Below are 14470 nucleotides of genomic sequence, written 5' to 3' on the forward strand. Positions count from 1 at the left end.
GCTCGTTATTTTTTAAACATATCCCTTAAGCTAGAAATATTGGCTCGCCCTGTCTGCATCCGCTCCTGCTCCGTTTGCTGTGGTTTACGATTTTCCCACACCACATCATCTTGAGGTAACTCAAGTAAGAAACGGCTCGGCTCACAACGCATGGTTTCCCCAAATTGACGTCTTTCACGACAGAGGGTAAACCACAGTTCACGTTGAGCCCGAGTGATGCCCACGTAGGCTAAGCGACGCTCTTCATCGACATTGTCTTCATCTATGCTGGTCTGATGGGGCAAGATCCGCTCCTCCACTCCCACCATAAACACAAACGGGAACTCTAAGCCCTTAGAAGCATGCAAGGTCATCAACTGCACCTGATCGCCGCCTTCGTCCTCACTATTGCGCTCCATCATGTCTCTGAGCGTCAGTCGAGTCACGACCTCAGGCAAGGTCATTGGCTCATCTAATTCATCACCTGCGAGCATCTCAGTTACCCAACGATAAAGCTCAGAGATATTCTTCATCCGCATTTCAGCGGCTTTGGCACTCGTGCTGGTTTCGTATAGATAATCTTCATAATTGATCTTACGGATCAAATGCTTCACTGCTTCGACAGGTTCACCACGCTCTGCATGGTCCCCGGTCTCGACGATGAATCGACCAAATTGATACAGGGATGACATGGCCGCCGGCGGTAAATGATGATTGAGTTCAGGCTCAAAAATCGCCGCAAACATAGAAATATGCTTCTCATTAGCGAAATTACCTAAGCGCTCTAAAGTCGATGGGCCTATGCCACGTTTAGGCAAATTAACGATGCGCAGGAAAGCATTATCATCATCGGGATTCACCACCAGCTTTAGATAGCCCATGATGTCTTTGATTTCAGCACGGGCGAAGAATGACGTGCCACCACTCAATTTGTAAGGAATACGGTTCGTCATCAGCGCGCGCTCGAGTAACCGCGATTGATGGTTGCCGCGATACAGAATTGCATAGTCGCCAAACTGAGTACGGCCAACAAACTTGTGTCGCACAATTTCCGCGACCACACGTTCTGCCTCTTGCTCCTCGTTGGCGGCAAATAGCACCCGCAGCGGCTCCCCATAGGCAAGATCACTAAAGAGCGCTTTATCGTAAACATGGGGATTGTTCGCGATAAGAATGTTAGCAGCCCGCAGGATCCGTTGACTAGAACGGTAATTCTGCTCGAGCTTAATTAACTTAAGCTGCGGAAAATCCGTACCCAATAACACTAAGTTTTGTGGTTTAGCACCGCGCCATGAATAGATGGACTGATCGTCGTCACCCACTACGGTAAAGCGCGCCCGATCACCCACTAACAGCTTTACCATTTCATATTGGCTGGTATTGGTATCTTGATATTCATCCACCAGCAAGTATTGGATCTTGGTTTGCCAGCGGGTACGCACTTCTTCATGATGCCGCAACAATAAGGTTGGCATCAGGATTAAATCGTCAAAATCTAAGGCGTTATAGGCTTTCATGTGCTGGGCATAACGCTGATACAACATGGCAAATAAATGCTGCTGCTCATCTTTAGCGATTTTGCGCGCATGCTCGGGAATTACTAAACCGCCCTTCCAGTTTGAAATCGTACTGGCGAGCGCTTTGAGTAAATCTTTATCTTCGTCTAATTCGTCTTGGGTTAACTCTTTGAGCAGTGCCAAGGTATCTTGATCATCAAACAGTGAAAATCCCGGCTTTAAGCCTAAGACCTTATGCTCACGTTTAATGATTTCAAGCCCTAAGGTGTGGAAGGTTGAAATCCACAGGCCTCTGGCCTCTTTGCGTCCCATGGACTGAGCGACCCGCTCTTTCATCTCACGGGCAGCCTTGTTGGTGAAGGTCACCGCCGCAATATTGCGTGCCTTATAGCCGCATTTTTCGACCAAGTAACCGATTTTATTGATAATTACGCGCGTCTTACCACTGCCCGCACCCGCCAATACTAGGCAAGGGCCTGAAACATAATGAACAGCATCGTTTTGGGCGGGATTGAGTTTCATCTTTGCGCAATATCCAAACAAGTCGACAGAAAGGGATGGGATCATAGCAGAATCGGCGGTTTTAAGGCTAACAAATCCCCGCTTGGGCTGAGCAGAACTCAACCCAATAGACATGCTTGGCTGTGATTTAAGCCTCAACAACGACTCACTAAAGCCATGGCGCGTTAGCTTTACTTTTGAAACCTAACGCACTGAGTTACAATCGAGCTATTCATTGAAGAGGCGGACAAGATAATGATCAATCCAAAGAAAATTGAAGAAATGGCGAAACAGCTGAGCGAAAGTTTGCCCAGCGGTCTGAAGCAATTTGCCGGTGAATTTGAAGAGCGCAGCAAGCAAGTTCTGCAAAATCAATTACTCAAGTTGGATATGGTTTCCCGTGAAGAATTTGATGTGCAGCAACATGTGCTACTGAAAACCCGCGAAAAGTTAGAAGCGCTGCAAGCTCAAGTCAATGAGTTAGAAAAAAAGCTCAACGCTGCGGGCTAACTTACGTTACGCATATTGAATAAAGCACAGTGGGCGAAAGCGCAGCTGTGCTTTTTTGTTTTAACGCTTCGAGCAGTGCGCCTCTTGGGGAAATAATGCAGCAACTCGCCAGCTATATTCTTGCAATTCATGGATATCCAAGCTTAGTGTCGATATTGATCCATTCGAGTAAAAGCCATAGCTATCAAGATAACGACCTCACTATTCATGAAATAGAAACGCTGTATCACTTCGATAATGGCGTGGTGATCTGCCAGCAAACCGAACAAGATCAACTCATGATTGAGGTGGCATCGGACAGTGTTTGCGAAGACTATTGGATAAACTATCGGGTGATAGCATCGAGCGGAATCGTTATTTCACCGCAGCAGAAATCCTTCAGTAACCTTTGCCAACAGGGATTCTGGCTCAAAATGCAACGGGATCGTAGCTCAATATAGACCAGCAAACTTGAGTGATTGAGGCAAAGCGTCAACAGAGGGAAGACGATAAGCGTGATGGAAACCGCAGTGGAATTGACGACTTTTGAGAGCCTAATACGCTGGACATTACTCCTGCTTGGTGGCCTGCCGCTACTCACTTATCCCGGAGTGCTCCTCGCCAGTTTGATGGGACTGGCCAGTCAATCAAGTATCAAACCCGCTTTTATCACTCGATTGATGAATCAGTGTTTTCTTTGGGGCAGCCTAGTTTATCCCGCCGTATATATTCCCTGCTATCGCATCGCAAGCGATAGCACAGCCTCGTCACCCTTAGTCACCGCAACCTTGCCACTGCTGTATCTCATTTTACTCTATGGTTGCTTTCGCTTTATGGACATTCCAATTAAAGCGACTGATGACTAACACTTTTGTTGCCGTGCATACTTCTGCTTAAGGCCTTTATGATTTGCTTTAATTAACTTCCAGCGATCGCAACCGTTAAAGCGGGCATATTCACTGACGGCGATATCAAAGGCAGCACAGAAATCCTCATCTAGGCCATTCACCATCACGCCCGCTTCTAAGGTCAATTGCTGCAATAACAAGATGCCCGTTTGGCGATCGGCTTTCACATCCACGCGGCCGACAAAAGTATCGCGCCACAGAATCGCTAAAGAATAATAACCATACCGACGCTTTTCAGCGGGTACATAGACTTCAATTTGATAATCAAAATCAAACCATTGCTTTAGCCGTTGCCGTTGGATTAATAAATTATCGAAGGGATTAAGCAGCCAGACTTTATTGGGTAATGGCGCATTAAGCTGCAATGCAGGGTGGTAAAAGTAGCTTTGCCCCGCCGCCTTAAAACTCGCTAATCCCCCCTGTAACTGCATCTCTGCCAGCTCTTGGGCTACTGCTGATTTTAAGCCTTTGCGGAGATAAGCTATTTGCGCCGCAGTACCAAAGGCATGGGCATCGAGATAACGATCAATCAGATAGCGGGTAAATTCAGCCTCTGTCGGTGCTTTGGCATTTATGTCTTGTGGTAACACCCGCGCAGTGAGATCGTAAACCTTCTGGAATTTCTCTCGCCGCACCACCATCAGCTCACCACGCATAAAGAGCTGCTCTAGGGCTTTTTTCGCAGGTTTCCAATCCCACCAGGCACCATTTTTACCTTCACTGTGTTCAAAATCACTGGCCTTGAGCGGCCCTTCTGCAAGGATTCTCGCCCGCACTTCCTGCATCACTTTATCATCGGATTCAAACCAATGCTTACCGCCATTTTGCAACTGTTGTTTACGTTGCAAACTAAACCGGTAATCGGCAATCGGTAAATAAGCCGCCGCATGGGACCAATATTCAAAAATCTCACCTTTAGCCAAAGCCGAATCGAGCATCTTTGGCTGGTATCCAGGCATACGGCTATGCAATACATGGTGATGCGCCCGTTCAACCACATTAATCGAGTCGATTTGCACATAACTGAGGCGCGAGATAGTCTCAGCCACCGAGGTCTGTGGCTGCAATAATCCTTGCTGCTGCATCGTTAATTGCAGCCATTCGCGGGGTGAAAAGGGATTAGACATCTCGTTTCCTAAGGTAAAACCTGCAAACACTAAGCCCAACAGACAAAACTAAGATTCTAAAAAATGCTGATGTAGTTTGTATCTTTCAAATGAGCCCCTAAAATACACCGCAAACCAGCTCATGCAGCGCGCTGTTCGGATAACATAAGCCATTTATAACTTAACGGCTATCGCTTTACAGCCTTGTGAGTTACACGGCTCAAGGTAGCGCCGACCGCGCGCTGACGCCTCATTAAGGATTGATGATGAATCTCTACTATCGCCAAGCACAACTCTGCGGCCGCAAAACGGGCAATGGCTCTAAGCTGCCATTTTTAATGAATATCTTGTATTCACTTGCCGCTAAAAATGGCGATCACCAGCCCTTTTCAATGGATGACATTAACGCCGTATTGTTCAATCAACATCATTCCATTGGTTGCTCTATCAAAGCGCCGCTACCGATAGTGAGTTGGCGCACCGAAGCAATCTGGTATGAGTTATTTAAAGGTGAAGAGCTGGTTTATCTGCCCCAATGCATCATCTTTAGCAATGGCGCCATCGCCTATGTCATTGTCGTCATAGGTGATGAGTATGAGCTGCGTATTTGGCCCGATTACAGTAACCGTGAGCGGGAAAAACAGCACTGGTTTTCCCACCATGCCGTAGTCTATTCCGCCGAACTTGACGTCTTTAAGCAAAGCTTCGAAGCACTGCTTAAGCACATTCGAAAAGAAGATGACTACGAGAAAAAACACCCCAAATTTGGCAAAGACACCCCACTCTCAGATTTATAAACGGGATAAATGAGTTTGGATTTAGCGGTAATTGCCATAATTTTGCCACTATTGATCAGCAACTTGCCCGCAACTCTTACGGGGAAATCTGTTTTAATACCCGCCGTGATACCGAGCTAACTCAGCACAATCTTAGCGGTTAAGTCTCGGTCGTATTTCATAGGGAATGAAATCCAATGTTCAGTATTATTTTCTGGGTACTCACCCTACTTAGTTTGGCCTTATTTGGTGGCGCGGCCTATTTAGTGGTGCGCGCACTCCTCAAAAAATTTAATCAAAATCAAGGAATAGACATGGAATCGCCACAGGCACTGTCCTCACACAGTAAAGGGACATCACTCGCTAAAAACACGACTCTATTGAAAGCGTTAACCATAGGCATACTGTCGATCTTAGCTTTGATCCCATTAGGGATCATCATGGACATGACCTCAGATCGCGAAGCCCTGTACCACAGTGTTGTCGATGAAATTGGCCGTTCATGGGGCGAGCAGCAAACGCTCTCAGGACCTGTGCTTGTCATTCCCTATAGCTATTTTGTGATGCAGGAAGAAGTCAGCGCCGATGGCAAAAATCGCCATCAAGTAAAGCGTACCTATCAAGATGAATTGGTCATACTGCCAAAAAAACTCAAGCTAGATTTAGATCTCAAACATGATTTCCGTACCCGCGGCATTTATCAATCCTTAGTTTATAACGCCACTTTGCAAGGCAAAGCAGATTTCAGTTTAAGTCATTATGAAATCCCCAACCTCATTGCCTTTGACAATAAAAATGCGCGTCTCGCCTTTGGTGTCTCATCAAATCAAGCCATTGATAAAGTGGATAAACTTGAATTAACGGGTGATGCGGTCACGCTGTCAGGCTCGCTGATGTCGGGTACAGGTTTAGGCACCACTGGCGGCTTAGAAAAAGGCTTCAACCAAGGTGTACAAGTCGGTGAAGCGAGTGACTTTAGTGTGGACTTTGCGATGACACTGCGCGGCTCGCAGTCCATCAGCGCCCTGCCACTGGGTGAGCAAACCCTGCTCAATATTCATGCGGATTGGCCACACCCCAGCTTTAAGGGATTGTTGCCCGCAGAGCGTGATATTAACGCGCAGGGCTTTACGGCAAGCTGGAATATCAGTCACTTAACCCGTAACTATCCTCAGGAGTTCATTAAGAGTAATCAATCGAGCCTGACCGAAGTATCGGCCAATGCGATTTTATTCGAGCCCGTAACTCACTACGGCAAGATTGAACGCTCAGTGAAATACGGCCTACTGTTTATCGTACTGACTTTTATCATGTTGTTCATTTTTGAGCTTGGGCAAAAAACCAGTCTCAGCACGATTCAATATGTGTTAGTCGGCAGCGCCATGGCCTTGTTCTATTTGCTACTGCTGTCGCTGTCTGAGCATTTAGCCTTCTTGCATGCCTATTTAATTGCCGCCTGTATTCCCGTGTTGTCGGTATCCGCCTACGTGGGCAGTGCTACTGCAAGCATCAAGCGCGGTGCGATAGTAGGCATTATGCTGGTGAGTTTATATGCCGTGCTTTACTCGATACTGCAACTGGAAGATTACGCCCTGCTGATGGGCACAGGATTACTGTTAGTTGTCCTACTGATTTTGATGTTTGTCACAAGGCATCAACCCAAGAACACGGCGTAACAGCGCCCAACCGATCCACCCTTGAAGACCCCCGACAGCGCCACTTTTTGCTGTCGGGATTTTTTTATTGGCAAAGCCATTGCCGCGTTGTAGCCTATGGCGTTTATCAAGAGGCTTATATTTTGACCCATAGCGCCTATCTTTTCCGCCGTTTAGGCTTTGCTTGGTTATTGCTGGCAAGCATTCCAGGCTTACTGTTACTGACCCAGAATCAGCTGTTCCCACTGATCGATCTGCACTCTCACTTAGCCCGAAATTTATATTGGATTACCATGACGGGCACGGCGCCCTATGGCGTAGTCACTGTGTTGTTTGTGCTGGCTATCGCCTATCGTCTTATGCCTAAAGCCCTCTTTATGAATTTGTTTTTAGCCATAGGTCTCAGCCAAGTCATTAGCTTAAGTGTGAGCCATACGCTCAAATCCTATTTCAAAGAGCCCAGACCTAATCTGGTCTTTTTGACTGAGCAAGCACTGCCTACGGACGAGCAGCTTTCACTCGATGCCTTTTATCAATTGGATAAACAGGGGCGCTCCGAGACAATATCCAATGCGCTCGATGGCTTAAAAGTGACAGAGCCTGAGATGAGGCTCGACTCGCGCATCCACCAGCATTGGGAAGATGAAATTGGTTATTCATTCCCTTCTGGGCATACCATTTTTGCTGTGACACTGGTGCTCACGGCCAGTTACTATCTGCTGCTCGCAGGCCTACCTAGCGTAGCATTGGTATTATTGGGTTGGGGATTTTTGATGGGATTGAGCCGCATGCTGTTAGGGATGCACTGGCCACAAGATGTGTTGTTTTCGACCTTTTTAGCCGCCTTCATCAGCAGCTTGAGCGTGTTCTTAGTCAGTAAAATACGCCCTCTCACGCAAGCGCTCGTGAACGAGCCAGAACGCTAACCTCTGTAGTTGATCATCTCGATTCAGCCTTTCGCTCAAATACTTAGGCCTTGCTAAGCACTGCCTAAGTATTTGACCACTAAGGTCTGATAAATCCCATTGGCCTTAATTTTTGCCAGCCCTTGATTAAAAGTATCCCGCGCCACTGAGTTGTGGAATACCATGCGATAGGATGTCGGCGGGAAAATAAAGTGATAGCTCAATGCTTGCTGGGTGTCGATATTGGGCTCAACAAACCGATTCAATTGAGTGAAAATATAACGGTCGGCAATCACAGTATTAATCCGGCCTAAGTACAACATACGATTTTGGCTTAGTTGAGTATCAACTTCGCGATAAATCGTCTGTTGCGCTACGGCATTAAATTCAGCGCCGAGCAATAGTCGGGCATTCTCAAAGGCCGCAATACTGTAGTTTTTTAGATCGGCAATACTTTTTATTTCAAGGTGTTGTGCAGCCAAGCTAATCGCCACATTGGTATAGTCGACATAATCATTAGACCAATAGCCATCGACACCATTTACAGGGTTCATGGTCATCACGGCATCTAATCTGTCTTTGTTGAAATATAAGACTTGGCGCTTACGAGAGTAAAATTTAAAGTTAACTGACTGGCCCATTTCCTTAAAGGCAGCCTTAATAATATCAATCTCAAGTCCCGATTCGGCATCTTCGATAATATAGGGTGGGCGATTTAACGCACTACCAATGGTTATCGAGGCAGAAAATGCATACGTCGGTAAGATTAATAGGCAGATTAACAGCAAACTCAAGCGCATACAGTGTCTCACTCTTATTAGTATCATAACTATAGCGGTTAATGCTGGGAGATCCAGACAGCGCGCCCTCACTCACAGTCAGTAAAGGTGATCACTCCCCCAACTTTTACAACCTGATTACTCAAGATTTTTGGCAAACTTGGCTAAGGCTGGCAAACTAGGGGCTGACCCAGCTAACCCTAAGCTTTCGATGACAGAAACTCACCCATACAAACTCGATCAACTCGATTTAACCATTTTGCGTTTACTGCAAACCCACGGCAGATTGTCCAACCTCGAACTGGCCAATAAAGTCGGCCTGTCGCCGTCCCCTTGCTCGCGCCGTGTTAAAGCCCTAGAAGAAGCGGGTTATATTGCCGATTATGCAACGCGTCTGTCGGCGGATAAATTCAACCTGCATTTGACCGCATATATCCATGTGCGGATGGAAAAACACACGCCAGCAATTCTTAATCAATTTGAAGCCAATGTACTGGCCTACGAAGAAGTCCAAGAATGCGCGCTGATCACAGGTTCTGAAGCCGACTACCAACTCAAAGTGTTAGTGCAAGATATGGCGCACTTTCGCACTTTCCTGTTAGATAAACTCACGACCAATGTGCATATCGCAGGTGTGCATTCCAGCTTTGTGTTGAAAAAGGTCAAAGACCACACGGCCATTCCCTTAAGCCATATCACCATTCAACCATAGGCTCTGTAAAAGATACGGCGTTCAAACACAAAGTGTTGCGACATGACTCAGACTTATCCAGTCATAATCGCGGCTCAAGTAAAGTCATAGCATCAAAATACCCACTAAGCTTCTGCCATACGGTATTTTTTGACCATAAGATCACAATTCATTGCATTTTTATCATCGCAATTATTCACTAAAGTGAGCTCGCTAGTCGTCGCTACTCGCAATATAGTCTCGAAAAACACAACAAGAAGAAATGTAACGCTAAATTACCAGCAAAATAGGAATATAAATTGCTGATTAACATCAATTTAACGCACTAAAATTGCGTTGAACTTCTTATTTATCCGCCTAAGATACGCCTTCTTTTTACGGGAGGCACAATGCAATCGGCCAATACAAGTTCGACTAACCACTTCAGCTCACGCTTAGGTTTTATCATGGCGGCAGCTGGTAGCGCCGTGGGTGTAGGTAACATCTGGGGATTCCCTACCCAAGCAGCCACCCATGGCGGCGGCGCCTTTCTACTTGTGTACCTAGTGCTGATTTTCATCCTAGGCATTCCCATGTTAATGGCCGAACTCATGATAGGCCGCCACGGACAGACCAACCCCGCCGATGCCATGGGCAAACTCGGCTTCAACACCCTAACTCGCAATTTAGGCAAGGCGATAGGTTTGATTTCCATCGTCACCGCGGGATTGATTTATACCTTCTACAGCATTCTTTCTGGCTGGTTTGTCAGCTACGCCATCGCCCCGATTGCCACAGCCTTTGGTTCGAACGATACCGCCGCTTGGTTAGTGGATTTCTCGCTGTCACGTAATCTGGTGTTCACGCTGATCTTCAGCACACTCGTGTTTCTGGTATTGCTGCAAGGCGTGCAAGACGGCATAGAAAAATGGTCGAAACGCTTAATGCCGCTACTGTTGATCATGCTGATCGCGGGCGTCGCCTATATCTTTACCCTTAATGGCGCGAGCGAAGGCATTACCGCACTATTAACGCCTAACTTTACCAAGGCACTGGCGCCAGATACCTTGATCAGTGCGCTCGGACAAACCTTCTTCTCACTCACCATAGGCACAGGTGCCATGATGGTTTATGGCAGCTATTTGAGCCAAAAAGAGAATATCGCCAAGCTAACCGTCTGGGTTGCCTTTACCGATAGCGGCATCGCCTTTCTCGCCGCCTTTTTAATCATCCCAGCCATGTATGTGGCCCAGCACAATGGCGTGGAGATTTTTAACGCCGAGGGTAAATTACTCGACTCAGATGCGCTGGTGTTTACTGTTTTACCCGCTTTATTTTCGACCTTAGGTGACACCGCCAACCTCATCATCAGCGTGGTGTTCTTTATTCTGCTGATCATCGCCGGCCTGACTTCTGCCATTTCCATCGCCGAAGTCCCGACTAGCTATGTGATGCAAAAATTCGGACTCAGCCGCCAGCGCGCCACCTTGATCATCGGCCTATTGCTGACCTCATTATCCCTATTACTGGCGGTATTTTTTGAGACGTTATTTAGCTTCACTATCATGCTCACCACCCAAATCGCCCAGCCGCTGGTCGCCCTCGGTATCGCGATTTACTTAGGTTGGATTTGGCGCCAAACACAATTACTCAAGGCGATTCGTGGACAAGATGATGTCGATACCACAGGACTCTTCTGGCGCATTTGGCCAAGGTACGTGAAGTATGTGTGCCCAGTACTGATCATCGCGATCGCCATCAGGCAATTTGTGTAACCCTTTAAAAAGCAAAAATCCCCGCTAAGTGCGGGGATTTTTTATTTAGCAATGGATGATCTAATTAACTTTTTTAAAATAATCATCAAAGTCTTGCTGCCGCCAATAGTCAATGCGATGACAGCTGTATCCTTCCATCTATCAATAACGTTGAACTGCTAAGGAAGTCTGGATTTGAACGAAAGGGGGATATAAATAGCAGCCTTAAGGGATTAAGGCTGCTGTTGAAGACGGGCAGATTACTGTTCGATACCAACGATCAACCAAGGTGAATTGGCTTGCGTTACGTTACGCTCTAAATGCCAGATTTCCTTAATGTCCTCTTCTACGCCTTCAACGGTATCGCGATAGCGGCCGCTAAATTTAACGCTCACTTCCGCAAGATTTGCATTGTGTGTGGCGCGGACAAGTTCTGCATCCAAAAACATCACTTCAGTGTGCTGATCGCCAACTAACTCGCGACGTTGGTTGCTGAGTTCATTGTAAAGCTCAATCGAAACATACTCTTGGATTTTGCTTAAGTCGTTTTCATTCCACGCCAATTGCAAGGTTTTGTAGTGACTACGCGCACCTTCCAAAAAGCCCGGTAAATCAAAACCGGCAGGCAAATCAAAAGGAACTGCGCTTGTCGCTTGACCAAAACCATTGCTGCCACTGTTTGCATTGGTGGCAAAACCTGTTTGTTCAGCCTGTTGACGCTGCAGATTTGGATTAGGTTGGCCTGCACCCGCGTAGGCTGGTCTTTGCTGCGCCCCCGCTTTTGAGGCCATCACAGTACGGACGATTTTGAATAGTACGAATGCCAGCAAACCGATTATCAAAATATCCATGATTTGAATATTTTCAAAACCACCGCCCATAAACAGCGCAGCCAATAAGCCACCTGCTAATAAACCGCCTAACATGCCGCCCATCATACCTTTCTTGCCCGGTGCTCCCGCTGGTGCCGTAGTCGGTGTGTTGGTCGCCGCTGGTTGAGCCGGAGCCGTTTGGTGACTCTTGCCAATAGACTTACTACCGCCGAACTTTTTCGCTTCAACGACAGGGCTAGCAACTAAGCTAACCGCAAAAATCATCGCCAACATAATTAATAACTTTTTCATTTATAAGATCTTTGTTTGTATAACCTGTGGTATCGGCATCATAGCGGGATGACATTATATGTCAACTATCAAAAGAGATGGTTATTCGGTTATATATGACGTGAGAAATGATTAAGCACTGTCATTCCAGTGACACGCAGCAAGCACATCCCTGTGTGCTCGACCGTGACATCCCTGTCACGGACGGTCACCTACATGCCAGTGCTTAATCCCGTTAACTATTGTGTTTCCTGATAGCCAGAACTCCGAAACCCGAAGCCAAGATCTAAGTACAATCGGAGCAGGCATATTTTTGAAGAGTTATTAACACAGTCGCCATAGTGAAAAAATTCATGTCCTATATTTTGCAGGGGAGGGTGAACTTCTGTAGCCAATCTGTGGACTGTTAATCTAGAAAGAGCTGCGCCTGTCCCATCTTTCTAATAATCACAGCAGTAATGGATAAGAGAAAAACGAGGAATAATTTTTTTCATACAAAACATAGACAGATTTCGAATGTTAAAAAAATGAAAAAGCTAGACATATAAAAAGAGCAGACCTAAGCAAATAAATCACTTTATAAACTTAAAAAACACGTGTACTTGCTAATATAGCTGAGCTAACCGGCCCTATATTGCTTAGCTAAATCTACTAATTTAAGTGTGGAATATCGCTCTCGACTTCGTACTGGATAAGTTGAGTATACAAAGTCTACAAACTCATTGAAGTACATACTCTTAGTCTTTTTCATGACAGCATTTAGTATATCTTTTTCTCTATCTGAGAGCTCGATGTCATCTTCATCGCCATGGAATGAAATTACATACTTTGATGTACCGTACATTGTTTGTTCATGGTCAACGCGAAAACCACGACGACCTTGAGCGGCATCCACTACATCATCGACATATGGGCCATAATGGTTGAATACCCATTCAATATCAGTCATTTGCTCTCCGTCAGAAAGCGAAGAGAACCAGTCTGCAAGATACACCAACTTAGTCAATCTAGCTTTCGAGAGCTCAGATGGATGAGGATAATGAAGGCAAATATAAGCAATAATTTGTTGAATTTTATTCATCACCACCTCCATTTAATAGTTCTAAGAAATCATCTTCTACAGATTGTACTTGATTCTCAGATTTTAAGTGCATTTCTTTACTGTATTTAAATCCATCTCGCACAAACTTTGCAATCTGACTTTGATGCTCTACACAGTAAGATAGTATTTCCTTTGTTTTTTCATCACCTTCACTTACAAAGTTACCATCTTCACTTTCAAAAACAATAACACCGATATGAATTCCTGCATCAGACACCGCCTTAGCAACATACCTGCAACTTTTCATGGTCAATGACTCCAATTTAGCTAAATCATAACCATATTTTTCATGCATAAATTTTTTATAAGCATTGAGGTCCCCTGAAGATGGACACTCAAACTCCGTGCAAACATCGTGTTGCCAAGCAAGACCAATAACACCCTGATTTAGTGGAAATTTTTGTGTATGAACCTTAGAGAAGTGAGGATTTTTAGAATGCCTAGCAAGCAGGTAAAACTCTTCATCATGTTCATAATAAATTGTTATCCTCTCCTTGCTGTTTAAATTTAGATGCTTACAAACTCCCAACAACCATGTTTCAACTAAATCAGTATGTAATTTGGAAAGCTCTGATTTACTTTCTTGGAGCAGTTCTTGAGTGGTATTCAAGGCTATTCTTGTATCAACAAGAGTCTCATTTTCCTTTTGAAGTAAGTCCATTCTCTTATTCTGTGCAGCTTGATCCTTAAAAGTGCCTAAGGCACCAAAGAGAAACGATAAACTACCAGCCAATAAACTAGAGTTTGGATTCCAAACAATTAAAGTAAAGCAATTCCATACGCCCTTTGTTTTTTCCCAAACATCCACAAAATCAAAACTACCAGCATACGCGCCACCGATTGTTAAAAAAACGGTGCCTATCGCAGCGAGAAAAATAAAAAATCCTTGATCGAGCCCCCCTCCTAGCCTATTAAAAAAGCTAGAGTTCTCATTAAAACCAAAATGCTTAAATAAGTTCATCTATGACACCGACTAGATCATGTTCATCATGGAGTAAATCAGGGCAGCCATTTTAAATCAACAACATAATGTATATTTCAAATTATTATCGTAGATAGTTTAGCGTTCTATTGCAAAGCTCGCGTTAATTTAAGTGACACCAATTGTTAAGTTGTTGGAATGCCCTAATTGTAAATAACAGACTGTCAGTCATACCACGGGTTTAACGGGATTAAGCACTGTCATAGAGGTGACCGTTGGCGGCATGGATGCCGCCGTCGAGCAT

The 14470-nt window shown here is 45.3% G+C and carries 14 protein-coding genes; 8 read left to right on the forward strand and 6 right to left on the reverse strand.

Annotated elements, in window-relative coordinates:
• Nucleotides 1–5: 5 nt before the first annotated feature.
• Nucleotides 6–2018, reverse strand: a complete 2013-nt coding sequence (gene rep, locus Q4Q49_RS20555; protein WP_312000312.1) for a DNA helicase Rep — start codon at nt 2016–2018, stop codon at nt 6–8.
• Nucleotides 2019–2252: 234 nt separating this feature from the next.
• On the opposite strand from rep, the gene ubiK reads away from it, so the two are divergent.
• The 3 genes from ubiK to Q4Q49_RS20570 all read left to right on the forward strand — a co-directional run bounded on the left by ubiK (nt 2253) and on the right by Q4Q49_RS20570 (nt 3352).
• Nucleotides 2253–2507, forward strand: coding sequence for a ubiquinone biosynthesis accessory factor UbiK (gene ubiK / locus Q4Q49_RS20560; RefSeq protein WP_006083441.1), 255 nt, complete (start codon nt 2253–2255; stop codon nt 2505–2507).
• A gap of 95 nt (nt 2508–2602) precedes the next feature.
• On the forward strand, nt 2603–2947 hold the full coding sequence (locus tag Q4Q49_RS20565; protein ID WP_312000313.1) for a hypothetical protein: 345 nt from the start codon (nt 2603–2605) through the stop codon (nt 2945–2947).
• 57 nt (nt 2948–3004) lie between these two features.
• Complete coding sequence (locus Q4Q49_RS20570) at nt 3005–3352, forward strand: hypothetical protein (protein WP_259527765.1); 348 nt, start codon at nt 3005–3007, stop codon at nt 3350–3352.
• Here the strand turns inward: Q4Q49_RS20570 and Q4Q49_RS20575 are convergent.
• Nucleotides 3349–4521, reverse strand: a complete 1173-nt coding sequence (locus Q4Q49_RS20575) for a DNA glycosylase AlkZ-like family protein (RefSeq protein ID WP_312000314.1) — start codon at nt 4519–4521, stop codon at nt 3349–3351. The genes Q4Q49_RS20570 and Q4Q49_RS20575 overlap by 4 nt on opposite strands.
• A gap of 245 nt (nt 4522–4766) precedes the next feature.
• Between Q4Q49_RS20575 and Q4Q49_RS20580 the strand changes: the two genes are divergently transcribed.
• The 3 genes from Q4Q49_RS20580 to Q4Q49_RS20590 all read left to right on the forward strand — a co-directional run bounded on the left by Q4Q49_RS20580 (nt 4767) and on the right by Q4Q49_RS20590 (nt 7857).
• Nucleotides 4767–5297, forward strand: coding sequence for a hypothetical protein (locus Q4Q49_RS20580; protein WP_310796515.1), 531 nt, complete (start codon nt 4767–4769; stop codon nt 5295–5297).
• Nucleotides 5298–5473: 176 nt separating this feature from the next.
• Nucleotides 5474–6952 carry a cell envelope integrity protein CreD gene (gene creD, locus Q4Q49_RS20585; RefSeq protein WP_259527743.1) on the forward strand — a complete coding sequence of 493 codons (1479 nt, stop codon included), beginning with the start codon at nt 5474–5476 and terminating at the stop codon, nt 6950–6952.
• 122 nt (nt 6953–7074) lie between these two features.
• Nucleotides 7075–7857 (forward strand): phosphatase PAP2 family protein, encoded by a 783-nt coding sequence (locus Q4Q49_RS20590; RefSeq protein ID WP_259527764.1) that lies wholly within the window; start codon nt 7075–7077, stop codon nt 7855–7857.
• Between the two features lie 53 nt (nt 7858–7910).
• On the opposite strand, the gene Q4Q49_RS20595 is transcribed toward Q4Q49_RS20590, so the two are convergent.
• Nucleotides 7911–8636 carry an ABC transporter substrate-binding protein gene (locus Q4Q49_RS20595; RefSeq protein ID WP_259527742.1) on the reverse strand — a complete coding sequence of 242 codons (726 nt, stop codon included), beginning with the start codon at nt 8634–8636 and terminating at the stop codon, nt 7911–7913.
• A 190-nt stretch (nt 8637–8826) separates the two neighbouring features.
• Here Q4Q49_RS20595 and Q4Q49_RS20600 point away from each other — a divergent pair, with 190 nt between their 5' ends.
• Nucleotides 8827–9327 (forward strand): Lrp/AsnC family transcriptional regulator, encoded by a 501-nt coding sequence (locus tag Q4Q49_RS20600; RefSeq protein ID WP_006083449.1) that lies wholly within the window; start codon nt 8827–8829, stop codon nt 9325–9327.
• Nucleotides 9328–9695: 368 nt separating this feature from the next.
• Nucleotides 9696–11060 carry a sodium-dependent transporter gene (locus Q4Q49_RS20605; protein WP_312000315.1) on the forward strand — a complete coding sequence of 455 codons (1365 nt, stop codon included), beginning with the start codon at nt 9696–9698 and terminating at the stop codon, nt 11058–11060.
• A gap of 239 nt (nt 11061–11299) precedes the next feature.
• On the opposite strand, the gene Q4Q49_RS20610 is transcribed toward Q4Q49_RS20605, so the two are convergent.
• From Q4Q49_RS20610 to Q4Q49_RS20620, 3 genes are all read right to left on the reverse strand, one after another.
• Nucleotides 11300–12163, reverse strand: a complete 864-nt coding sequence (locus Q4Q49_RS20610) for a TIM44-like domain-containing protein (RefSeq protein ID WP_312000316.1) — start codon at nt 12161–12163, stop codon at nt 11300–11302.
• 598 nt (nt 12164–12761) lie between these two features.
• Nucleotides 12762–13223: a Panacea domain-containing protein gene (locus tag Q4Q49_RS20615; RefSeq protein WP_312000317.1), complete on the reverse strand. Its 462-nt coding sequence runs from the start codon at nt 13221–13223 to the stop codon at nt 12762–12764.
• Nucleotides 13216–14205: a hypothetical protein gene (locus tag Q4Q49_RS20620; RefSeq protein WP_312000318.1), complete on the reverse strand. Its 990-nt coding sequence runs from the start codon at nt 14203–14205 to the stop codon at nt 13216–13218. The genes Q4Q49_RS20615 and Q4Q49_RS20620 overlap by 8 nt, the downstream gene beginning before the upstream one ends.
• Nucleotides 14206–14470 lie beyond the last annotated feature (265 nt).

The sequence above is a fragment of the Shewanella sp. SP1S1-7 genome (assembly GCF_031932105.1).
GTDB lineage: Bacteria > Pseudomonadota > Gammaproteobacteria > Enterobacterales > Shewanellaceae > Shewanella > Shewanella baltica.

Excerpts from the sequence above, each read along its gene's own strand:
- rep (WP_312000312.1), bottom strand. The coding sequence starts at position 2,018 with ATGAAACTCAATCCCGCCCAAAACGATGCTGTTCATTATGTTTCAGGC.
- ubiK (WP_006083441.1), top strand. The coding sequence starts at position 2,253 with ATGATCAATCCAAAGAAAATTGAAGAAATGGCGAAACAGCTGAGCGAA.
- Q4Q49_RS20565 (WP_312000313.1), top strand. The coding sequence starts at position 2,603 with ATGCAGCAACTCGCCAGCTATATTCTTGCAATTCATGGATATCCAAGC.
- Q4Q49_RS20570 (WP_259527765.1), top strand. The coding sequence starts at position 3,005 with ATGGAAACCGCAGTGGAATTGACGACTTTTGAGAGCCTAATACGCTGG.
- Q4Q49_RS20575 (WP_312000314.1), bottom strand. The coding sequence starts at position 4,521 with ATGTCTAATCCCTTTTCACCCCGCGAATGGCTGCAATTAACGATGCAG.
- Q4Q49_RS20580 (WP_310796515.1), top strand. The coding sequence starts at position 4,767 with ATGAATCTCTACTATCGCCAAGCACAACTCTGCGGCCGCAAAACGGGC.
- creD (WP_259527743.1), top strand. The coding sequence starts at position 5,474 with ATGTTCAGTATTATTTTCTGGGTACTCACCCTACTTAGTTTGGCCTTA.
- Q4Q49_RS20595 (WP_259527742.1), bottom strand. The coding sequence starts at position 8,636 with ATGCGCTTGAGTTTGCTGTTAATCTGCCTATTAATCTTACCGACGTAT.
- Q4Q49_RS20600 (WP_006083449.1), top strand. The coding sequence starts at position 8,827 with ATGACAGAAACTCACCCATACAAACTCGATCAACTCGATTTAACCATT.
- Q4Q49_RS20605 (WP_312000315.1), top strand. The coding sequence starts at position 9,696 with ATGCAATCGGCCAATACAAGTTCGACTAACCACTTCAGCTCACGCTTA.
- Q4Q49_RS20610 (WP_312000316.1), bottom strand. The coding sequence starts at position 12,163 with ATGAAAAAGTTATTAATTATGTTGGCGATGATTTTTGCGGTTAGCTTA.
- Q4Q49_RS20615 (WP_312000317.1), bottom strand. The coding sequence starts at position 13,223 with ATGAATAAAATTCAACAAATTATTGCTTATATTTGCCTTCATTATCCT.
- Q4Q49_RS20620 (WP_312000318.1), bottom strand. The coding sequence starts at position 14,205 with ATGAACTTATTTAAGCATTTTGGTTTTAATGAGAACTCTAGCTTTTTT.